Consider the following 21,792-nt stretch of genomic DNA (forward strand, 5'->3'; position numbering starts at 1 on the left):
CAGCGATCTCTCCCGCGCTTCACGGTACATGGCGTGTGACGCAAAAGGCAAAAAAGCGCGCTACTTGCCCTTCCAGTTCGGCGTGCGCTTGTTGAGGAAAGCGTCCATGCCCTCGCGGAAATCTTCGCTCATATAGGCCTTGAGGATCAGGTCCTCGCCTTCCTCGCGCGACAGCGTACGGCGGATACGGCGCACCGCTTCCTTGGTCGCTTCCAGCGTGAGCGGCGCGTGGCTCGCGACCAGCTTTGCGGTCTCGTCGGCGCGGCGCTGCAGCGTCTCGACGTCGGGCACGATTTCGGTGAGCAGGCCGAGCGCGAGCGCCTCGGGGGCCTCGACCAGCCGCGCCTTGAAGATCATATCCTTGGTGCGGGCGGGACCAACCAGCGAGACGACGCGGCTGATGTTGGACATCGACAGGCAGTTGCCGAGCGTGCGCGCGATCGGAAAGCCGATGCGCGTCGTCTCGGTGCCGATGCGGAGATCGCAGCAGGCGGCAATGCCGGCGCCGCCGCCGGTGCAGGCGCCGGCGATCGCTGCGATCACAGGCACGCGACACTGCTCGAGCCGTCCCGAGCACGCGGTCGATGCGGGCCTCGTAGTCGAGCGCGTCCTGCGCGGTCTTGAACGCGCGAAACTGGGAAATGTCGGTGCCGGAGGCGAACGCCTTGTCACCGGCACCGGTCAGGATCAGCGCCTTGATCGAACGGTCGGCGTTGATCTCGGTGCAGATCTCCGCCATGCGGTCATACATGGCGAAGGTCATGGCGTTGCGCGCCTGAGGGCGGTTGAAGGTGATCCGCGCGATGCCGTCCGTGACGGAGTAGAGCAGGTCTTCGTTGGTCGTCGTCGGTGCGTTCATCGCGCGTCTCACTTCACTGGAATTTTCAGTCCACCTTTCGGCGACCTGGACCTTTAAGCAACCTGGTTCTTTAAGCGACCTGGGCTTTGGCCATCGGCACCACGTCGCGTCCCTTCAGGACGTCCATGGCCGCCAGCACGCCGCCGCTCCGGTGCGGAATCTTTGCAAGATCGAGGCCCATCTCGACGCCGGCGAGCGTGCCCATCAGCATCAGATCGTTGAAATGGCCGATATGGCCGATGCGGAACACCTTGCCCTTGACCTTGTTCAGCCCGGTGCCGAGCGACATGTCGAAGTTTTCCAGCACCACCTTGCGGAAGGCGTCGGCGTCGTGGCCATCAGGCACGCGCACACCGGTCAGCGCCGGCGAGTGCGCCGCGGGATCTGAGCACTGAGTCTCCAGGCCCCAGACCTTCGCCGCAGCGCGCGTCGCGGCGCTGTGACGCTTGTGGCGGGTCCAGACGTTCTCCAGCCCTTCCTCTTCCAGCATCTTGACAGCTTCGCGCAGGCCGTAGAGCAGGTTGGTCGCGGGCGTGTAGGGGAAGGTGCCGAGCTTGTTGAAGTTGATCACTTCCTGCCAGTCCCAATAGGAGCGCATGCCGGGATTGGCCTTCGCCACCGCGAGCGCCTTCTCCGAGACAGCGTTGAAGCTGAGGCCCGGCGGCAGCATCAGGCCCTTCTGCGAGCCGGCGACCGAGACGTCGATGCCCCAGGCGTCATGCTCGTACTCCATCGAGCCGAGGCCGGAGATGGTGTCGACCATCAGCAGCGCCGGATGCTTGACGCGGTCGAGCAGCTTGCGCACCTCCAGCGGCGGCGTCACGCAGCCGGTCGAGGTCTCGTTGTGCACGACGCAGACCGCCTTGATCGCGTGCTGCTTGTCGGCAGTCAGGCGCTTCTCGATCTCGGCGAGGTCGGCGCCATGGCGCCAGTCGCTCGGGATGAAGTCGACGTCGATCTTGAACTTTTCGGCGATGCCGCGCCACAGCACGGCGAACTGGCCGGTCTCGCACATCAGGACCTTGTCGCCGGGCGCGAACACGTTGACCATCGCCGCTTCCCAGGCGCCGGTCCCGGACGAAGGGAAGATGATCACGGGCTGCTTGGTGCGGAACACCCGCTGCATCGCGGCCAGCACGCCGAAACCGAGCTCGGCGAACTCCGGACCGCGATGGTCCAGCGTCGGCATGTCCATCGCCCGCAGCACGCGATCGGGCACATTGGTCGGGCCTGGAATCTGGAGAAAATGCCTTCCACTATGCACGGTCATCGGCGTCCTTCCCGGTCTTGGAATCTGTCTTTGAGCCTGTCTTGGCTTGCGTCTGTCGGCCTTGATCGTGAGGCCCTGGCGAGCCGCTCGCATATCATTATTCGCCGGGCTTGTCCCTCGCTCGGTGGGGTCCGTCAATGCGCAGGAAGCAGGGCTCGGCTTGCCAAGGGGCGCGACGGTAGGCAAGACGGAGGCGGCGAACAGGCGAGAGCGGACCATGGCGGCGGAAGTGGCCGGAAAATCACAGGAATCGGCCAAAATGGACGGCCTGGCGGCACGTTTGAAGCGGGAGATTACGGGCGACGTCCTGTTCGACGCCTTCAGCCGCGGCCGCTACGCCACCGACGCGTCCTTCTACCAGATCGCGCCGGCGGGCGTGGTGGTGCCGCGCAGCATGGACGAAGCCTTGCGGGCGCTGGCGATTGCCCGTCACGAGGGGGTGAAGATCACCCCGCGCGGCGGCGGCACCTCGCAATGCGGCCAGACCGTCAATGACGGCCTGGTGATGGACCTCTCCAAGCACCTCACCCGCATCCTGTCGCTCGACGCCGAGGGCCGCACCTGCGTGGTCGAGCCCGGCATCGTGCTCGACGACCTCAACCGCCAGCTCAAGAAGCACGGCCTTTGGTTTCCGGTCGATGTTTCCACGGCCTCGCGCGCCACCATCGGCGGCATGGCCGGCAACAATTCCTGCGGCGGCCGCAGCCTGCGCTACGGCACCATGCGCGACAACACGCTGTCGATGGAGGCGGCCCTCGCCGACGGCACGCTCAGCCGCTTCGGCGAGGTGTCGCGCGATCTCTCCGAGATCGACGCAAGCGACAGCGCACGGGCCCTGTTCCGCGACATGCTCGATCTCGGCACGCGCGAGGCCGGCGAAATCGCCGCGCGCTTTCCGCAGGTCCAACGCCGCGTCGGTGGCTACAATCTCGATGCGCTGGTGCCGCGCAACGCGCCCAACAACATGGCGCATCTGCTGGTCGGCTCCGAAGGCACCCTGGCCTTCACCACCAAGGTCGAGCTGAAGCTGTGGCCCGTCATCCGCAACAAGGCGCTCGGCATCTGCCATTTCGGCAGTTTCTACGAGGCGATGGACGCGGCCCAACATCTGGTCAAGCTGAAGCCGATTGCGGTCGAGTTGGTCGACCGCACCATGCTCGCGCTCGGCCGCGACATCGCCATGTTCCGCCCCATCATCTCCGCCGCCATCAAGGGCGATCCGGATGCCGTGCTGGTCGTGGAGTTCGCGGAAGAGGACCAGGCCGACAATCTCTTGCGCCTCAAGCAGCTCGGCGAGCTGATGGGCGATCTCGGCTTCGGCTGGACCAACGACAAGCGCAAATGGGGAGGCGTGGTCGAGATCACCGAGCCCGCACTTCAGGGCGGCATCGCCGACTTTCGCGCCGCCGGCCTCAACGTCATGATGTCGATGAAGCAGGAGGGCAAGCCGGTCTCCTTCGTCGAGGATTGCGCCGTGCCGCTGCCCCATCTGGCCGACTACACCGCGCGGCTGAACGAAGTCTTCGCCAGACACGGCACCAGCGGCACGATGTACGCGCACGCCTCCGAAGGCTGCCTGCATGTGCGTCCCGTGCTGAACCTGAAGCTGGAGAGGGACGTCAAGGCCATGCGCGCCATTGCCGAAGAAGCCTTCGCGATGGTGCGCGAGTACAAGGGCTCGCATTCCGGCGAGCATGGCGACGGTCTGGTGCGCTCGGAATTCCACGAGTCCATGTTCGGCGAACGTCTCGTCGCCGACTTCAGGAAGTGAAGCGGCGCTTCGATCCCGACGGTGTGCTCAATCCCGGCAAGATCGTCGATGCGCCCAAGATGGACGACCGCTCGCTGTTCCGCTTCAAGCCCGGCTATCACGTCACTGACCTGAAGACGAAACTCGACTGGTCCGCCTATCCCGGCGCCGGCGGCGGCTTCCAGGGCGCGGTCGAGATGTGCAACAACAACGGCGCGTGCCGCAAGCTGGAGGGCGGCGTGATGTGCCCGTCCTACCGCGCGACGCGCAACGAGAAGGATGTCACGCGCGGCCGCGCCAACACGCTGCGACTCGCGATCTCCGGCCAGCTCGGCGCGGGCGCACTCTCCTCCGACGCGATGATGGAGACGCTGAAACTCTGCGTCTCCTGCAAGGCCTGCCGCCACGAATGCCCAACTGGCGTCGACATGGCCAAGATGAAGATCGAGGTGCTGGCGGCACGCGCCGCCTCCCACGGTCTGACATTGCGCGACCGGCTCGTCGGCTACCTCCCCCGCTACGCCGACCTTGCGTCGCGCTTTGCGCTGCTGGCGAATTTTCGCAACCGCAGCCCGCTGCTGCGAAAACTGTTCGAGCGCTTTGCCGGCATCAGCGCACGCCGCGCCCTGCCCGCCTTCCGCAGCGACGTGTTCGTACCGCCGGCGGGCAGTGTCGGTCCGGAGACCGGCCGCGAAGTGGTGCTGTTCGCCGACACCTTCAATCGCATCTACGAGCGCGAGAATCTCGACGCTGCGCTGCGCGTGCTCACGGCGGGCGGCTACCGCGTTCATATGCCGAAACCCGCGACCGGCAGCCGCCCGCTCTGCTGCGGCCGCACCTTCCTCTCGGCCGGCCTTGTCGATGAAGCCAGGTCCGAGCTCGATCGTCTGGTCGCCGCCTTCGCGCCCTTCGCCGCCCGCGGCGTGCCGATCGTCGGCCTCGAGCCGAGCTGTCTCTTGACGCTGCGCGACGAGCTCGCCTCGCTGCGCAAGGACGACGACGCCAGAGCCGTCGGCGCCCATGCGCTGACCTTCGAGGAATTTCTGGTGCGCGAGGCCGAGACCGGCCGGCTGCAACTGCCGCTCGGCGCCATCGCCGACAAGGCCGTGGTGCACGGCCATTGCCATCAAAAATCCTTCGGCGCCTTCAAGCCGGTCGAGCAGGTGCTGCGCCTCGTCCCTGGGCTTGCGGTCGAGACCATCGAGTCGAGCTGCTGCGGCATGGCCGGCGCCTTCGGCTATGGCGCGGACACCTACGACGCCTCGATCGAGATGGCCGAGCTGTCGCTGCTGCCCGCGGTGCGGCGCGCGGACCCGAATACGCTTGTCGTCGCCGATGGCACCTCCTGCCGGCACCAGATCCACGATGGCGCGCAGCGCGAAGCGCTTCACGTCGCCCGCGTGCTCGCCATGAGCCTCGATCGTGCAACAGCTCAATCCATCCCTCCCGCCGCAAAGGAACCCAGCCATGGCTGACCTCACACTCGACACCGCTCGAAAAATCCTCGATGCCGCCTTCGCAAAATCCACCGAGCTGAAGCTCAAGCCGCTGGTCGTCACCATCCTCGACGCACGGGGCGTGCTCAAGCTCGCCGCGGCTCAGGACGGCACCAGCCTGATGCGTGCGGAGATTGCGCACGGCAAGGCCTATGGCGCGCTCGCCATGGGCATGGGCTCACGCGCCCTGTATCAGCGGGCGCAGGAGCAGGCCTATTTCATCGACGCCGTGAACACGATTGCGAAAGGCGCGCTGGTGCCGGTTCCGGGAGGCGTGCTGATCATGGACGGCACGACGCTACTCGGCGCCGTCGGTGTCTCCGGCGACACCTCCGACAATGACGAGGCCTGCGCGGTGGCCGGCATCCAGGCGGCGGGACTGAAGGCCAACGCGGGATAGGGCTGTCTGTGGGGCGGGTCAGCTTTGGGCTCTTCAAAACCAAAACTGCGAAAACAACCCCATGCACAGTAGACGGGGCCGTCCGCCAGACCCGACTCACAGATTCGGAAAATCCGTTGACGCGTCGGGCGAAACAGGACTATGTTGGCATCATCGGGAAGTGCTGCAGGGTGGGTTGGGCTTCCGGCCGCGCGAAGCGCAGTCCGCATGGCGTAACCCGCCTCTTTGTTTTCGCAGCAACAGACAGGGGTGGGTTACGGCGAGCCGATGCGCTCTGCGCATTTGCAGCGCTAACCTCCCGACGAATTGCGCGCACCGCTCCCCCTCAGCGTCCCGTCCAGACCGGCTTGCGCTTTTCGCCGAACGCCTTCAGGCCCTCCTTGGCATCCTCGGTCATCGCAAGCAGCGCGATCTGGCTTTCGGTGTAGGCGATGCTCTCGTCGAACGACATCGCGGCGATGGCCCGCATGGCGTATTTGCCGCGACGGATCGCGGTCGGGGATTTGTCGACGATGCGGCCGATCAACCAGTCGATCTTCGCATCCAGCTCGGCGGCGGGTACGACGTAGTTGAGAAGGCCCGCGGCTTGCGCCGCCTTTGCGTCGAACGGCTCGCCGGTGAGCGCCCATTCGTTGACGAGCCGCGGCGGCGCGATGCGCTGCAACAGGCTCAGGACCTGCATCGGGAACACGCCGACCTTCACTTCCGGCAGGCCGAAGATGACGTGATCCGCCGCAATTGCCATGTCGGTCATGCACAGCAGGCCCATGCCGCCGGCCATGCAGACGCCGCCGACCCGCGCAATCGCAGGTTTCGTGGCGTTCTGTGACAAACGTAACAGATCGGCATAGTCGACATTTGGTTTGGAATGATCCATCGCGAAAGCGGCGCCGGAATTCTGCAGATCGGCGCCCGCGCAGAACGCCTTGTCGCCCGCTCCCGTCAGCACGATGACGCGGACGTCCTTGTCGTCATGCGCGTCGCGATAGCCTTTGGTGATGCCGGCGATCACGTCGCCGTTCAACGCGTTGCGTTTCTCGGGCCGGTTGATGGTGATCCAGAACGCCTGCCCGCGCTTCTCGGTGATGACGGCTGTGGTGTCGGTCATGGCGTGCTCGCCTCCTTGCTCCCGTTTTGCAGCATTTGCGGCACGTCGGGCGGCAGGCGCAAGGGCAAATTACCGCGCTGTGTCACCATAGCGTGTGGGCGCAACTTGGCTTGCCGATTGAATTATGAACTGCGGCGACTATCCTGACTGGAGATTTGATCACCAATGAGCCAATTCATGCGCGCCGCTGTCGTGTTACTGCTGGCAGGCTTGATCGTCGCAAGCGGCGGAGCCGCAAGCCACGCGGCCGACGCAAAAAAGCTGGCGCTCGTGATCGGCAACGCAAAATATCCCGACAACGAATTTGTGCTGAGCGATGCCGCCAACGACGCCCAGGCCGTCGCGGAGGAGTTGAAGCGCGACGGTTTCGTCGTCGACCGGCAGAGCAACCTTACGGCCGACGCCATGCGGCAGGCGCTGGACCGCTTCTATGCCCGGATCGAACGCGGCGCCGTCGCGCTGATCTTCTTCGATGGCTTCGGCATCCAGTCCAACCGGCAGACCTACCTGCTGCCGGTGGACGCGCAGATCTGGACCGAGCCGGACGTGTCGCGCGACGGCTTCAGCCTGGACGCCATTCTCGCCGAGATGAACACGCGCGGCGCCGCGATCAAGATTGCGCTGATCGACGCCTCCCGCGGCAATCCGTTCGAGCGAAGGTTTCGTCGCTACTCGGCAGGCCTCGCACCGGCGATCGCGCCCAGCAATTCGCTGATCCTCTATTCTGCCGCACTTGGCGCGGTCGTGGCGAACAGCAAGACCGAGCGCAGCCTGTTCGTCACCGAGCTGCTGCGCGAGATGCGCGCGCCAAACATCAGCGCCGAGCAGGCATTGACCAACACCAAGAACGGCGTGGTCGCCGCCACCAATAGGGAGCAGGTGCCGTGGCTGTCGTCCTCGCTGACGACGGAGTTTTCGTTCGCGGGTATCGTGGCGGGGCCGCCGGACACCAAGGGCGCCGATCAGACGCCAACGAAACCTGATCCGCAGAAGCAGGTCTGCGAGGTGCCGCAAGCAGAGCCGGCCCCAGGCGCCGACGACCTCGCCAAAGACCTTGTCATCGCCAATCTCACCCGCAAGATCGCGGCCAACGCCAATGATGTCGTCTCTCGCTACAAGCGCGGCCAGGTTTATGCGATCAAGCGCGCCTACGCGCTCGCCATGCAGGATTTCGACGTGGTGATCCGCCGCGATCCCAGGGATGCCGAAGCGCTCAACAACCGCTGCTGGACGCGGGCTGCGACCGGCGATCTGCAAGGCGCGCTCGCCGATTGCAATCTGGCGCTCCAGAGCAATCCCGGACTGAGCGACGCGTTCGACAGTCGCGGGCTGGTGAACCTCAAGCTCGGGCGCAACGCCGAGGCCGTCAAGGACTATACGGACGCGATCCAGCGCAACCCGCGTTCCTCATCCTCGCTGTTCGGCCGCGGCATCGCCACCCGCAGGAGCGGCGGCGACGGCGCCACGGATATCGCGCAGGCAAAGTCGATGAATCCTGACATCGCGAAGGAATTTGCCGGCTACGGCGTCACGGAGTGCGTGCCTTAGCGCATCATCCGGAAAAGTGGCAGCCGTTTTCCGACAGGATCATGCGCATCAGGCAGATTCAGGCGCCTTCCTGATCCAGACCTTGTTGTCGTGGAATGCAGCCCCACCGATCGGCGCGATGGTGTCCGCGCCCGTCAGCATGTTGATGCCGCGGCCACCGATATGATTCTTGTTGGGGTGAACGGACTCCGCGATCAGCACGCCGCGCCGCACGCCCTCGAACAGGGTTGCGATCAGTGTCGTCTCGCCGCGGGTGTTCCCGAGCGTCACCGCATCGCCCTCGGCGATGTCGAGGGGCGCTGCGTCCAGCGGGTGGATCATCACGCTCGCCTTGCCCTCGCGCGCCTGGGATGACGGCGTCTCGTTGAAGGTGGTGTTGAGGAAGCTGCGCGAGGGGCTGGTCGCGAGCCGGAACGGATGAGCCTGGTCGGCGTGCTCGATCACCGCCCAATGATCCGGCAGCGACGGCATCTTGTCGAAGTCGCCCATCGTCTGGCCGAACGGCGGGTGCGCCCAATCGGCCTTGAAGTGGAATTTTTTGTCGGCATGGGCAAAGCCGTCGAGATAGTGCGAGGTGCGGAAGTCCGGTTGCAGGTCGCGCCAGAGATCGGCCTCGAGGCCGGCGATATCGCCGTGGCTGCTGAGCTTCAGCGTCGCGTCGATCAGTTCGCGCGGCGTCATCTCGAAGCCCGGATGCTTCGCTCCGAGCCGCGGCGCCAGCGCCTGCAGGACCTCGTGGTTGGAACGGCATTCGCCGGGCGGATGGATCAGCTTCGGCCCCACCGAGATGTGCTGGTGGCCGCCGCCGTAATAGAGATCGTCATGCTCCATGAACATGGTCGCCGGCAGCACGATGTCGGCCATCTGCGCCGTCTCGGTCATGAACTGCTCATGCACCGCGACGAACAGATCCTCGCGCGCGAAACCCTGCCGGACCAGCGCCTGCTCCGGTGCGACCGTCATCGGATTGGTGTTCTGGATCAGCATCGCCTTGACCGGGCCCTTGCCGAGCAACGCCTCGGCATCGCCGGTGAGGATGCGGCCGATCTGCGACTGGTCGAGCGCACGGGTGGTCTTGTCGACCGCGTCGTGGGCTTCGATGATGGATTCGTTGAAGTGCCACAAGGCGAAATTGTTGAAGAAGGCGCCGCCGCCCTCATATTGCCAAGCGCCGGTCACCGCTGGAATGCAGAGCGCCGCATGCATCTGCGTCGCGCCGTTACGCGAGCGGGTGAAGCCGTAACCGAGACGGAAGAAGGTCCGCGGGGTCTCGCCGACCAGCTTCGCAAACGCCTCGATCTCCGACACCGGCACGCCGCAGACGGCGGAGGCCCATTCGGGCGTGCGCGTCTTCAGATGCGCCTCGAGTTCGTCAGGGCAATCGGTGTATTTGTCCATGTAGGCACGGTCGGCATGGCCGTCGCGGAACAGGACGTGCATGACGCCGCAGGCGAAGGCACCGTCGGTGCCGGGACGCAGGATGATCTTGATGTCGGCCTGCTTCATGGTCTCGTTGTCGTAGATGTCGACCGCGGCGATCTTCGCACCGCGCTCCTTCCGCGCCCGTGCGGCATGCGTCATCACGTTGACCTGGGTGTTGACGGGATTGGTGCCCCAGATCACCACGAGGTCGGAGAGCGCCATCTCGCGCGGATCGACGCCGGCGATCTTGCCGGTGCCGATCGCAAAGCCGATGCGCCCGACATTGGCGCAGATCGTCTGGTAGAAGCGCGAATATTTCTTCACATGCGTCAGGCGGTTGAGCCCGTCGCGCATTACCAGCCCCATCGTGCCGGCGTAGTAGTAGGGCCAGATCGATTCCGCGCCGAACTCGCGCTCGGCCTCGTTGAAGCGGTGTCCGATCTCGTCCAGCGCCTCGTCCCACGAAATGCGCGCGAACTGGCCGGAACCCTTCGGCCCGGTGCGGCGCATCGGATACATCACCCGCTCGGGGTGATGGATGCGCTCGGCATAGCGCGCGACCTTGGCGCAGACCACGCCGGCCGTGTAGGTCTGCTTTTTCGAACCGCGGACGCGGCCGATGCTGCGGCCTTCGACCACCTCGACATCGAGAGCGCAGGCCGACGGACAATCATGCGGGCAGGTCGAATGGCGGATTTCGATCTTCGCGTGCTGGTTCATGTCCCAGTTCGTAACACCAAAATACCGGCCAGCCGAGCGCATTTTCCCGGCAATACCCATGCGATCTGCTCAAACCGCACGCGCCGCCGGTTCCTGCCGCGACCGCGAAAGACGGCACAGCCACACCGAAACCGCTCGATATTCCCTGCCCGTTCGGCTTTGTGAGGCGTCGACAGTCCGCATCCGCAACCGCTAGAGTGCCGGCCAACAAGAACGATATCAGGGAGGTGGGCGCGATGGCCCGACGATTCATGCCGGCATTGGCGGCCGGCCTGCTCATCACATTCTCCGCGGCCCCCTCATTCGCACAGGATTATCCCACCCACGCGGTGCGGATCGTCGTCCCCTTTGGGGCTGGCGGCCCGGCGGACGTCGCGGCTCGGCTGATCGGCAATGTGCTCCAGGAGAACTTTGGCCAGCCCTTCGTGATCGAGAACCGCACCGGCGCGGGTGGCGTCATCGGCACCGTCGAAGCAGCGAAATCGCCGGCCGACGGCTACACGCTGCTGATGATGTCCAACACCCAGACCGCGAATGAATCGCTGCTGACGCCGGACAAGCGCAAATACGAGCTGATGCGCGATCTCGCGCCGATCGCGCCGGTGAACTATTCCGATCTCGTCATCGTGGTGAACCCGCAGGTTCCGGCAAAGACGCTCCAGGAATTCATTGCGCTCGCCAAATCGCAGCCGGGCAAGCTGAACTATGCCTCCTCCGGCCAGGGCACGCCCTATCATATGGCCGGCGAGCTGTTCAAAGCGATGGCCGGCATCGACCTCGTCCACGTTCCCTACCGCAACAGCGGCGAGGCGCGCAGCGGCGTGATCGGCGGCCAGGTGCAGATGATGATCGACGCCGTGCCTGCGATGGCGCCGAACGTCGGCGAGAGCCAGGTCCGCGCACTCGCGACCACCGGCAAACAGCGCTCGGCGGTGCTGCCGAACGTACCCACCGCCGGCGAGGCCGGTGTGGCAGGCTATGAGGCCACGATCTGGCTCGGCCTGATGGCGCCGGCCGGCACGCCGAAGTCCGTGATCGACAAGCTCAACGCCGCCGTGAACGCGATGGTGAAGCGGCCGGACATCGTCAAACTCTGGACCGAACAGGGCGCCGTCCCCATGTCAATGACGCCAGCGGAATTCGAAAAGTTCCTGCGCGGCGACATCGACAAATGGGCCGACGTCGTCAAGAAGTTCGACAAGTCCTGAGGGCGTAGATCGAGAATGCCCATCATTCAGTTCCAACTCAACGGCGCGGCGATAGCGGTGGATACCGATCCGGATCATACCCTGCTCGACACGCTGCGCGGCCGGCTCGGCGTCACCAGCCCCCATTTCGGCTGCGGCGCCGGTGAGTGCGGGGCTTGTCATGTCATGGTCGACGACCGCGCCATGGCCTCCTGCGACATGCCGATGTGGTCGGTTGCGGACAAGGTCGTCGTCACGGTGGAAGGCCTCGGCACAGCGGAGCGCCCGCACCCGCTGCAACGTGCGTTCATCTCCGAACAGGCGATGCAGTGCGGCTATTGCGTCTCGGGAATCCTCATCAGCGCGGCGGCGCTGCTGAAGCGCAATCCCTCGCCGACAGAGGCTGAGGTCAGAACGGCCCTCGATCGCAATCTGTGCCGCTGCGGATCGCACAACCGCATGGTCCGCGCCGTGTTGCGGGCGGCCACGGAGACGGCCGCCCGATGACGTCCCCTGCCCTGAAACTGCCGGTCAGCCTCGCGGCCAATCCAAGACTGTCGTCCTGGGTGCGGTTCACCAACGAAGGCCGTGTCGCGATCTCACCCGGCAAGGTCGAGATCGGCCAGGGTATCGTCACGGCGCTGGCCCAGATCGCGGCGGACGAACTCGACGTCGATATCTCGAAAGTCGAGATGATCCGGGCCTCGACGGCATCAAGCCCGAACGAAGGCGTCACCTCGGGAAGCCTGTCGATCCAGCAGTCAGGCCGTGCGCTGCGGCACGCCTGCGCCGAAGTGCGCCAGCATTTTCTCCTCGCGGCATCGGAACGTCTCGGCGTCGATGCATCGCTGCTCGCGATCGATGACGGCACGATCTCGGGTCCCGGCAATGTCAGGACCAGTTATTGGGAGCTCGCCGGCGATGTCTCGCTGGACCACGATGCCACCGCGGGCGCGGCGGCGAAGGGCGCTGCCACGCGCGCCGTCGCCGGACGTTCGGTCCCGCGCGTCGACATTCCCGACAAGATATTCGCGCGACCGCGCTTCATTCACGACTCCTCGCTGCCGGGCCTGCTGCACGGACGCGTGCTGCGTCCGGACATCTCGGGCTCAAGGCTGACAGGGCTCGACGAAGAGGCCGCGCGCGCCGTTCCCGGCCTCGTTGCGATCGTCCGCGACGGCGGCTTTGCCGGCGTGATCGCCGACAGCGAGGTAGCGGCGGAAGCCGCGCTCAAGGCCTTGCGCAAGGGCGCGACATGGTCGGCCGGCGGGCCGCTGCCTGACGAAGATCATCTGGCAGACTTCCTGAAAAGCCAGCCGGTCGAAACGACCGTCATCGACGCCCGAACAGCGGCATCGACGAAGACGGCTGCGCGCAGCCTCCGCCGGCAATATACCCGCCCCTACGTCGCGCATGCCTCGATCGCGCCGTCCTGTGCCATGGCGCGATGGGATGGCGATCATGTCCATGTCTGGACACACAGCCAGGGCGTCTATTTGCTGCGCGCCGATCTCGCGATCGTGCTCAAGCTGCCGGCCGAAAATATCGTCGTCGAGCATATGGAGGGGGCCGGCTGCTACGGCCACAATGCAGCCGACGACGTCGCGCTCGATGCCGTGCTGCTGGCGAAGGCGGCCGGCGGTCGTCCTGTGCGGGTCCAGTGGAGGCGCCACGACGAGATGGTGCATGCGCCGTTTGGCGCGGCCATGGCCATCGAGATCGAGGCCGATCTCGATACGGACAACGAAATCATCGGCTGGCGCCATGATATCTGGAGCAACGGCCATGCGGCGCGGCCGGGCCGCGCGGCGCAACCGGCGTTGCTCGCGGCGACCGAGATCGAAAACCCCTACCCGCGCATGATCTCGACGAACCCGCCCGCCGCCAACGGCGGCGGCGGCGACCGCAACTCCGTTCCGCTCTACGACTTCCCGGCCTGGACGATCACAAGCCACCGGCTGCTGACGATGCCGGTGCGCACCTCGGCGCTGCGAACCCTCGGCGCACAAGGCAACGTGTTCGCCATCGAATCCCTGCTCGACGAGATCGCCGCCCTGCGCGGCGAGGACCCGATCGCGTTTCGCTTGCGGCATCTCCGCGACGAGCGGGCGCGCGATGTCGTCCGCGCGGTGGCGCGACGGGCGCAATGGAAACCGCAGAAGCGAACCGGCGTCGGTCACGGCGTCGGTTTTGCCCGCTACAAGAACACGGGGGCCTATTGTGCCGCGATTGCCGAGATCGAAGGCACCGACGACATCCGCGTCAAGCGGCTGACGCTTGCGGTCGATGTCGGCGAGGCCATCAATCCGGACGGCGTCATCAACCAGATCGAGGGCGGCGCAATCCAGGCGACGAGCTGGGTGCTGAAGGAGCGTGTCCGCTTCGACCGTACCCGCATCACATCGACCTCCTGGACGGACTATCCGATCCTCACGTTCAGCGAGGTGCCGGCGGTCGATGTCGAGATCATCCAGCGGCCGGAGATCGAACCGGTTGGCGCCGGCGAAGCCGCCCACGGCCCGGTAACGGCGGCGATCGCGAATGCGGTCTACGATTGCCTCGGCGTTCGTGTGCGTGACCTGCCGATCACGCGCGACAGGATCATTGCAGGTACGGAGCTTGCATCGTGACAACAGTGACCATTTTGAGCGGCGGCGCAGCGCAAGCCCTGGTGCGCGGCCTCACCGAGGCCTTCAAGGCGCAGACCGGCCTCGGCATCGACGGCGAGTTCGGCGCGGTCGGCATGATGGCCGACAAGCTGCGTGCGGGCACGCCGGCCGATCTCGTCATCCTGACGCAGGCTCTGCTTGCAAAACTTGCCGAGGAGAAGCTCGTCATCCCCTCCTCGATCGCGGACGTCGGCCGGGTCGAGACTGCGCTGGCGGTCCGCAGCCGTGATCCCAAGGTGACGGTGAAGACCGAGGCCGATCTGCGCGACGTGCTGCGCGGCGCCGACGCGATTTTCGTTCCCGACACCAAGGCCTCGACGGCGGGGCAGCACGTCGCAAGGGTGCTGGATCAGCTCGGCATCGCCGATGAGGTTGCCTCGCGTCTCAAGATCTTTCCGAACGGCGCGACCGCGATGCGGGAGCTTGCGACCTCCACCGCGCAGAGGCCGATCGGATCCACGCAGGCGACCGAAATCATCGCGACCGACGGCATCACGCTATCGGGGCGCTGCCGCCCGGATGCGAGCTCGTGACAATGTACACGGCCGGCGTCACCGCGCGGGCCGCGCATCCGACAGAGGCCGCCGCGCTGGTCGCGTTGCTAGCTGGCGCAGATTACAAGGCGCTGCGCCAGCGCGTGGGCTTCACCGGTTAGACCCGAGCTCTATTTGTGCAATTGGGTGAGACCCGTCGGCGGACCGTCGACGGCGGTCCAGCCACCATCGACAAACAGCGTGCTGCCGCTGACATAGCTCGCGGCATCGGACGCGAGATAGGCGACGGCGGTCGCGACCTCGTCGGCGCTGCTCCAGCGGTTGAACACGGTGTGGCCGGCGTAGAGATTGTAGATGTCCGGCCGCTGCTTGAACGGGCCGGTCAGCGCGGTCTCGGCGATACTCGGCGCAATCGCATTGACACGGACGCCGGACCGGCCGACCTCGGAGGCAAAGCCCTTCACCAGCAAACCGATCGCCGCCTTGGTCGAGCCGTAGACGCCCAGACCCGGCTCGATGGTCACCGCCCGCACCGACGAACAGGCGATGATGCTGCCGCCCTTCTGCTCGACCATGATGCGGCCGAAAGCCTGGAAGAACCAGACGGTGCCCTTGACGTTGAGATTGAGGACCCGGTCGAGATCCTCCTCGGTGTAGTCGAGGATGGTCTTGCGGATGTTGAGCCCGGGCGTCGTCACGGCGATGTCGAGCCGCGGGAATTTCTGCATCACGGTCCTGGCGAGTGCGTTGACGTCCGCAGCACTCGCGGCGTCGCAACTGGCTGCTTCCGCCCAACCGCCCTTGTCACGAATGCCGGCGGCAGTCGCTTCCGCGCCGTCGAGCGCGCGATCGGCGCAGACGACACGTGCGCCGAGCCCGGCCAGCGCCTCGGCCGACGATTTGCCGATGCCCGATGCGGCGCCGAGCACGACGGCCGTCTTGCCGGTGAGATCGAAGAGCTTGCGATAGTCAGTCACGGACGAATTCTCCCTGTTGTGCTAGCCCTTGTAGCCCATCAGCAGGCGGGGCAGCCACAGCGAGAACGCGGGGACGTAGGTCACAAACATCAGAGCTGCGACCAGCGCGGCGTAGAACGGCAGGATGGTGCGCATCACCGCGCCGACCGAGATGCCGCCGATGGCGCAGCCCACGAACTGCGTCGTTCCGACCGGCGGGGTGTTCAGCCCGAGGGCGCAATTGATCAGCATCAGCATGCCGAACTGCACCGGATCCATGCCCGCCTTCATCGCGATCGGCAGAAAGATCGGCGTGCAGATCAGGATCGTCGCCGCCATGTCCATGAACGTGCCGAGCAAGAACAGAATGACGTTGATCAGCAGGAAGATGATCCAGGGCTGCTGGGAGACCTTGCCCATCAGATCGCCGGCGAAGTCGGCGACTTCGTAGAGTCCCATCAGATACTGGAACATGGTGGAAACGCCGATCAGCAGCAGCACCACGCCCGTCGTCTTCACGGCCTTGGCAGCAGCACGCAGGAAGTTCGGCAGGGTCATGGTCCGGTAGATGAAGAAGGTCAGGACGATCGTGTAGGTGACCGCCACGGCCGCGGATTCGGTGGCGGTGAAGACACCGGACAGGATGCCCGCCAGGATGATGCCGACGATCAGAAGGCCCGGCAGCGCGGCCGCGAACGAGCGGAACACCTCGGCCCAACCCGGAAACTTGCCCGAGGGATAGCCGCGCTTGACCGCGACCGCGTAGGCGGCGACCAGCATGCACACCATCAACACGAGCGCCGGCAGGAGGCCGGCGGCGATCAGCGCGCCGATCGAGACCTTGCCGCCGGCGGCCAGCGCATAGATGATCATGTTGTGGCTGGTCGGCATCAACGCGCCCACCAGCGAGGCGTGGGTTGTGACGTTGACGGCGTAGTCGGTGTCGAACCCTTCCTTCTTCATCATCGGGATCATCACAGCGCCCATCGCCGACACGTCGGCAACCGGTGAGCCGGAGACGCCGCCGAACAGCGTGCAGGCGACCACGTTCGACATGCCGAGCCCGCCGCGGATGTGTCCGACGAGATTCTTGGCGAGCTGCACGATCTTGTCGGCGACGCCGCCATGCAGCATCAGCTCACCGCTGAAGACGAAGAACGGGATGGCAAGAAACGAGAAGATGTTCATTCCCGACATCATCTGCTGGAAGATGACGGCGACCGGCAGGCCTTCGTAGAGGATGGTGCAGATCGCCGAGAGGCCGATCGCGAAGGCGACCGGTACGCCGAGGATGAGGAAGCCAAAGAAGGAGGCGCCGAGGATGATCAATTCCATGAGGGGACGACCTCTTCGCCGCGCAGCAGAGCAATGATGTGCTCGATGGAGAAGGAGACGATCAGGACGCCGGAAGCGATCAGCGGCACGTAGCGGATCACCTCGGGCAGACCGAGATTGGGGATCTTCACGGTCCCGACCGAAGCCCCGAGAATCCAGCCATTGTAAGCCATCGCAACCCCGAACACGGCCACCAGAACGTGGATCACAAGCTCGATTTTCTCCCGCACATGGTCCGGGAGCATCACCAGCAGACTGTCCATTCCGATGTGCCCGGCATCGCGCACGCCGACGGCGGCGCCGATCAGCGTGACATACAGGATCAGAACCAGCGCCAGGTTCTCCGTCCAGGTCGGGCTGGAATTGAGCACGTACCGTCCGAACACCTGGTAGAACACGATGGTGACGATGACGAGCAGGCCGGTCACGGACAGATACATGCCCGCGCGAGCGACGACGGCGTTGATCCGCGACAGCAGGCCGGTCGACGGACGCCCGTCCTCGTCCTGCTCGTGGCTTGCGACATGTGGGTCTGTCATTCCAGCGGCTCCTTGCGAGGGTCCGATGCCACCAATCGGCGACGCCAGACCCGACGCCCCGGTCTTACTTCGTGTCCTGGATACGCTTGACGAGACCCTTCAGCTTCTCGTCGCCGGCGAACTTGTCGTAGACCGGCTTCATCGCGTCGACGAATTCCGCCTTGTTGGCGATCGTGACGACCTGAACGCCGGCCGCCTCGACGGTCTTGCGGGAGGCCTGCTCGCGCTCGTCCCAGAGCTTGCGCATGACGGGCACCGACTCCTTGGCCGCCTTGCGCACCATCGCCTGATCCTCCTTGTTCAGCTTGTCCCAGACCGTCTTGGACATCACGAGAACCTCGGGCGCGAGCGAGTGCTCGGTCACGTTGTAGAACTTGGCCGCCTCGAAGTGACGGGACGACTCGTAGGACGGCCAATTGTTCTCGGCAGCGTCGACCAGGCCGGTCTTCAGGGCGGTGTAGACCTCGCCGTACGGCATCGGGGTCGGATTGGCCCCGAGGCTCTGGATCATGCCGACCCAGAGGTCGGATTGCTGAACGCGGATCTTCAAGCCCTTGAGGTCCGCGAGCGACTTCACCGGCGCCTTGACCGTGTAGATGGACCGGGCGCCGCTGTCGTAATAGGCAAGGCCGACCAACCCTGCAGGCTCCATGGCCGCCAGGATCTCGTCACCGATCGGCCCATCAAGAACGGTCCGCATGTGCTGCGTGTCGCGGAAGATGAAGGGCAGGCACAGCGCGATGGTTTCCGGCACGAAGTTGTTCAATGGCGATGCGTTGATGCGCATCATGTCGAGCGCGCCGATCTTGAGCTGCTCGATGGTGTCCTTCTCGGAACCCAGGGCGCCGTTGGGAAACACCTTCACGCCGAGCTTGCCGCCGCTCGCCGCCGCGAGCTGCTTGCCCATGAACTTGACCGCCTCGACGGTCGGATAGTCGGCGGGATGGATGTCGGCGGAACGGAAATCGCGTGCGGTCGCAAGCGGTGCCGAGACCGCCAGCACAACGGCCGCGACGATACCAATGAGCGTCTTCATCTGGGCTTTCCTCCTGATTGATTATGTCGTTGTTGGGCGGTGCGAAGAGCCGCCTTGGGTCGCTCCACTTCAGGTATAAAGCCAAGCCGAGTCCAAGCCAAATGCGGCATCGATCAATACTGGAGTTGCATCGATCAGCCGGCGGCGCGCCGAGACGGCAAGCGGCTCAATGAAGCCGCTTATCCGAAATCATCTCCGCAGGCCCTCTCTTGACGTCCCCACCGCAGGCCTCTCAAGATGCCCGAAACATCGAGGAAATCCCCATGCCGCGGAAGCTGATCGATATTTCCGTGCCGCTCCGAAACGACGTGACGGCCGATCCGCCGGGCAACCACCCGACGATCCAATATATCGACCACCAGCAGGGACTGCCGCGGATGCTGCAGTTTTTCGAGGGCCTCAAGGCCCAGGATTTACCGGATGGCCAGGGCTGGGCGGTCGAACAGGTCTCGCTGTCCACCCATAACGGCACGCATCTCGACGCACCCTGGCACTTCCACCCGACCATGAACCGCGGCGAGCGGTCATGGACGATCGATGAGGTGCCGTTGGAATGGTGCTTTCAGCCTGGCGTGAAGCTCGACTTCCGGCATCTGCCGGATGGATACGTCGCGACCGCCGACGACGTCGAAAGAGAGCTTGAGCGCATCGGGCACACACTGTCGCCGCTCGAGATCGTGGTGGTCAACACCAGCGCCGGCGCAAAATTCGGCCAGGCCGGTTACGTCAATTCCGGCTGCGGGATGGGCTATGAGGCCACCATGTACCTGCTCGAACGCGGCGTGCGGCTGACCGGCACCGACGGCTGGAGCTGGGATGCACCGTTCGTCTACACTGCGAAGAAGTATGCCGAAACGAAAGACGCCGGCCTGATCTGGGAAGGCCACAAGGCGGGCCGGCACATCGGCTATTGCCATCTCGAGAAGTTGCACAATCTCGACCAGCTGCCTTCGACCGGATTCACGGTCTCATGCTTCCCCGTGAAGATCGAACGCGCCTCCGCGGGCTGGACCCGCGCGGTTGCCATCATCGACAGTTAAGCCGCACCGTCAGTTGCCGTCCAGACCGCTTTCGATCAGTTCGCGCAACGCCTCGATATCGAGCACGACGATGGCGCCATGCTCGAGACGAACCCAGTTGCGTCCGGCCCAGGCGCGCAATTGCTTGTTGATGCTCTCGCGCGTCATCCCGACCATCTCGCTGATCTCCTGCTGCGTGATGGTGAGCGTGCCGCTACCGGAGTCGAACTTGCGCTCTTCGGTGAGACCGAGCAGCGCGCTTGCGAGCCGGCCGGGAAGATTCTGCAGGATCACCTGCTCGACCTGCTGGCTGGTCCAGCGCAGGCGCGCGCAGAGCAGCTCGATGAATTTCATCGCCAGCGCCGGCTGGCTCTTCACGAACGGAAGGAAGTCGCGGCGGTCGATGATGTAGAGTTCGCAATTGGTGTTGGCCGTCGCGTCGGCCGAGCGCGGCGCCCCGTCCAGAACCGCGATCTCGCCAAATATCTCTCCGGGACCGATCAGATTGAGAATGGCATTCCGGCCATCTGGTGATGAAGAGGATATCTTCACTGTCCCCGTGATCACCGCGAACAAATTGTTGCCAGGATCGCCCTTGGCGGCGATCGTCGCACCGCGCTTCACCGTGGTGTGCTTGGCGTAGCGGCAAAGCTGGTCGAGAGCCTCCGGTTCCAGATCCGCGAAGATCGGGTGCTTGCGAAGGACCGATAGTTTGTTGCCCGCCGCTTGTCGGGGATCGCCGGTCTTGTCCTGAGGCACGCCGCTGGGCTCCTAAGACTGCGAGGCACTGGAGTTCCTGCGTAGTCAGTGTTGCCCGGCTTTTCAACCGGAAAGCATGCGCGCTATTTTAGGCAAATGCGGCGAAAATGCCACGACCGGTCAGCAAGCCGTCATCCGAAGGATGCGCCGATGCGACCCAGTTGATGCAGAGTTGCAGCCAGCGCACGTCGTATTGCGTCAAGGCGCTGCCACACGGCCACGAGCCGATCAGGCAAGCCCCCGGTGGCCACTGCAAATGCGATGGTGATCTCAGGAGCTTCGGCGCTTGGCGCTCGGGTCGAGTCGGCCTGCGCTGGTCTGCCGGTCTGCCCAAGCCAGAGCCACGGCGAATACGACAAAGATAGCTATAACTACGACACTCATCAGCACCGCGTCCGTCGGCATGATGCCCTCCCCTGCTGTTTTGGGCATTATTGGCAGCACGCGGCGGGCGTCATTGATCGGGATCAAAAATCGGAGGACGCGGCGTCAGGATCGAGGGTCAGGCCGCCGCCAGCGCCTCGATGCGAGCAGGATCGAGCAGGCTTATGCCGCCATGAATGATCTCGATCACCCCATGGCGCTCCAGCTTGGTGAAAGTGCGACTGACGGTTTCGATGGTCAGGCCGAGGTAATCGGCGATGTCCTGTCGACTCATCGGAAGTGGAACCATGTCGGACAATCCCTTGAGCGAAACCAGCCGCTCCCGCCAACCGAGCAGAAAGGTCGCGATCTTCTCGTCCGCCGAGCGCCGGCCGAGCAGAACCATGTGGTCGCGTGCCTGGCTCAACTCGCGGATGGCCAGCTCGTTGATCCGCCGCAGAAGATGCGGTCGGCCCTCGATGAAACGTCCGAAGGGCGCCTTCGCGAACTGGCACACGGTCACCGTGCCGATCGCATCGGCTGAAAAATTGTGGCGGCCGGAAATATTCATCCCCAGGAAATCACCTGACAACGCGAACCCGACGATCTGCCGCCGGCCGTCGGGCAGCAGCTTGTAGAGCCGCATGACGCCTTCGAGGAGATTGTAGAACGAGGTCGTGATGTCCTCCTCGGAGAACACAGTCTCGCCCGAGCTGAATTGGACGCGACGCCCCAGATGCTCGAATTCCCGGAGCTCGGCCGGGTCCAGCGACGAACAAACCGCGAAATCGCGGACCGCACAATCACTACAGAAATGCCCGTTTGGCTCGATCGTCACCCCGGAACCCTTCATCACCGCTCC

The 21,792-nt window shown here is 64.9% G+C and carries 15 protein-coding genes and 3 pseudogenes; 8 read left to right on the plus strand and 10 right to left on the minus strand.

Annotated features, from left to right (window positions below):
- Positions 1 to 60: 60 nt before the first annotated feature.
- Both ACQ86E_RS03870 and ACQ86E_RS03875 read right to left on the minus strand, forming a co-directional pair.
- Positions 61 to 859: pseudogene (locus tag ACQ86E_RS03870) on the minus strand (enoyl-CoA hydratase/isomerase family protein).
- Positions 860 to 929: 70 nt separating this feature from the next.
- Positions 930 to 2,129: a pyridoxal-phosphate-dependent aminotransferase family protein gene (locus ACQ86E_RS03875; protein WP_431204273.1), complete on the minus strand. Its 1,200-nt coding sequence runs from the start codon at positions 2,127 to 2,129 to the stop codon at positions 930 to 932.
- A gap of 217 nt (positions 2,130 to 2,346) precedes the next feature.
- Here ACQ86E_RS03875 and ACQ86E_RS03880 point away from each other — a divergent pair.
- Both ACQ86E_RS03880 and ACQ86E_RS03885 read left to right on the plus strand, forming a co-directional pair.
- Positions 2,347 to 5,354, plus strand: a pseudogene (locus tag ACQ86E_RS03880) (FAD-binding and (Fe-S)-binding domain-containing protein).
- A complete protein-coding gene (locus ACQ86E_RS03885) occupies positions 5,347 to 5,775 on the plus strand; it encodes a GlcG/HbpS family heme-binding protein (RefSeq protein WP_431204274.1) in 429 nt (142 codons plus the stop codon). Before ACQ86E_RS03880 ends, ACQ86E_RS03885 begins: the two are co-directional and overlap by 8 nt.
- 325 nt (positions 5,776 to 6,100) lie before the next feature.
- On the opposite strand, the gene ACQ86E_RS03890 is transcribed toward ACQ86E_RS03885, so the two are convergent.
- Complete coding sequence (locus ACQ86E_RS03890) at positions 6,101 to 6,883, minus strand: enoyl-CoA hydratase/isomerase family protein (RefSeq protein ID WP_431204275.1); 783 nt, start codon at positions 6,881 to 6,883, stop codon at positions 6,101 to 6,103.
- Positions 6,884 to 7,048: 165 nt separating this feature from the next.
- Here ACQ86E_RS03890 and ACQ86E_RS03895 point away from each other — a divergent pair, with 165 nt between their 5' ends.
- Complete coding sequence (locus tag ACQ86E_RS03895) at positions 7,049 to 8,431, plus strand: caspase family protein (protein WP_431204276.1); 1,383 nt, start codon at positions 7,049 to 7,051, stop codon at positions 8,429 to 8,431.
- Positions 8,432 to 8,479: 48 nt separating this feature from the next.
- Here the strand turns inward: ACQ86E_RS03895 and ACQ86E_RS03900 are convergent, their stop codons facing one another.
- Positions 8,480 to 10,573 carry a molybdopterin-dependent oxidoreductase gene (locus tag ACQ86E_RS03900; RefSeq protein ID WP_431204277.1) on the minus strand — a complete coding sequence of 698 codons (2,094 nt, stop codon included), beginning with the start codon at positions 10,571 to 10,573 and terminating at the stop codon, positions 8,480 to 8,482.
- Positions 10,574 to 10,809: 236 nt separating this feature from the next.
- Here ACQ86E_RS03900 and ACQ86E_RS03905 point away from each other — a divergent pair, with 236 nt between their 5' ends.
- From ACQ86E_RS03905 to ACQ86E_RS03920, 4 genes and pseudogenes are all read left to right on the plus strand, one after another.
- Positions 10,810 to 11,781, plus strand: a complete 972-nt coding sequence (locus ACQ86E_RS03905; RefSeq protein ID WP_431204278.1) for a Bug family tripartite tricarboxylate transporter substrate binding protein — start codon at positions 10,810 to 10,812, stop codon at positions 11,779 to 11,781.
- A gap of 15 nt (positions 11,782 to 11,796) precedes the next feature.
- Positions 11,797 to 12,267 (plus strand): (2Fe-2S)-binding protein, encoded by a 471-nt coding sequence (locus ACQ86E_RS03910; RefSeq protein WP_431204279.1) that lies wholly within the window; start codon positions 11,797 to 11,799, stop codon positions 12,265 to 12,267.
- Positions 12,264 to 14,390 carry a molybdopterin cofactor-binding domain-containing protein gene (locus ACQ86E_RS03915; protein WP_431204280.1) on the plus strand — a complete coding sequence of 709 codons (2,127 nt, stop codon included), beginning with the start codon at positions 12,264 to 12,266 and terminating at the stop codon, positions 14,388 to 14,390. Before ACQ86E_RS03910 ends, ACQ86E_RS03915 begins: the two co-directional genes overlap by 4 nt.
- Positions 14,387 to 15,084: pseudogene (locus ACQ86E_RS03920) on the plus strand (molybdate ABC transporter substrate-binding protein). Before ACQ86E_RS03915 ends, ACQ86E_RS03920 begins: the two are co-directional and overlap by 4 nt.
- 9 nt (positions 15,085 to 15,093) lie before the next feature.
- Here the strand turns inward: ACQ86E_RS03920 and ACQ86E_RS03925 are convergent.
- The 4 genes from ACQ86E_RS03925 to ACQ86E_RS03940 form a co-directional block, all read right to left on the minus strand.
- Entirely contained in the window at positions 15,094 to 15,900 is an 807-nt protein-coding gene (locus tag ACQ86E_RS03925; protein ID WP_431204281.1) for an SDR family NAD(P)-dependent oxidoreductase, read from the minus strand.
- Positions 15,901 to 15,921: 21 nt separating this feature from the next.
- Positions 15,922 to 17,214: a TRAP transporter large permease gene (locus tag ACQ86E_RS03930; RefSeq protein ID WP_431204282.1), complete on the minus strand. Its 1,293-nt coding sequence runs from the start codon at positions 17,212 to 17,214 to the stop codon at positions 15,922 to 15,924.
- Entirely contained in the window at positions 17,205 to 17,753 is a 549-nt protein-coding gene (locus tag ACQ86E_RS03935; RefSeq protein ID WP_431204283.1) for a TRAP transporter small permease, read from the minus strand. The genes ACQ86E_RS03930 and ACQ86E_RS03935 overlap by 10 nt, the downstream gene beginning before the upstream one ends.
- A 64-nt stretch (positions 17,754 to 17,817) precedes the next feature.
- Positions 17,818 to 18,789 (minus strand): TRAP transporter substrate-binding protein, encoded by a 972-nt coding sequence (locus ACQ86E_RS03940; RefSeq protein WP_431204284.1) that lies wholly within the window; start codon positions 18,787 to 18,789, stop codon positions 17,818 to 17,820.
- 263 nt (positions 18,790 to 19,052) lie between these two features.
- Here ACQ86E_RS03940 and ACQ86E_RS03945 point away from each other — a divergent pair, with 263 nt between their 5' ends.
- A complete protein-coding gene (locus tag ACQ86E_RS03945) occupies positions 19,053 to 19,829 on the plus strand; it encodes a cyclase family protein (protein WP_431204285.1) in 777 nt (258 codons plus the stop codon).
- Positions 19,830 to 19,838: 9 nt separating this feature from the next.
- Here the strand turns inward: ACQ86E_RS03945 and ACQ86E_RS03950 are convergent, their stop codons facing one another.
- Positions 19,839 to 20,567 (minus strand): Crp/Fnr family transcriptional regulator, encoded by a 729-nt coding sequence (locus ACQ86E_RS03950; RefSeq protein ID WP_431204286.1) that lies wholly within the window; start codon positions 20,565 to 20,567, stop codon positions 19,839 to 19,841.
- 502 nt (positions 20,568 to 21,069) lie between these two features.
- A complete protein-coding gene (locus ACQ86E_RS03955; RefSeq protein ID WP_431204287.1) occupies positions 21,070 to 21,783 on the minus strand; it encodes a helix-turn-helix domain-containing protein in 714 nt (237 codons plus the stop codon).
- Positions 21,784 to 21,792: the final 9 nt, after the last annotated feature.

This window comes from Bradyrhizobium betae (assembly GCF_050632175.1).
Taxonomy (GTDB): Bacteria; Pseudomonadota; Alphaproteobacteria; order Rhizobiales; family Xanthobacteraceae; genus Bradyrhizobium; species Bradyrhizobium betae_B.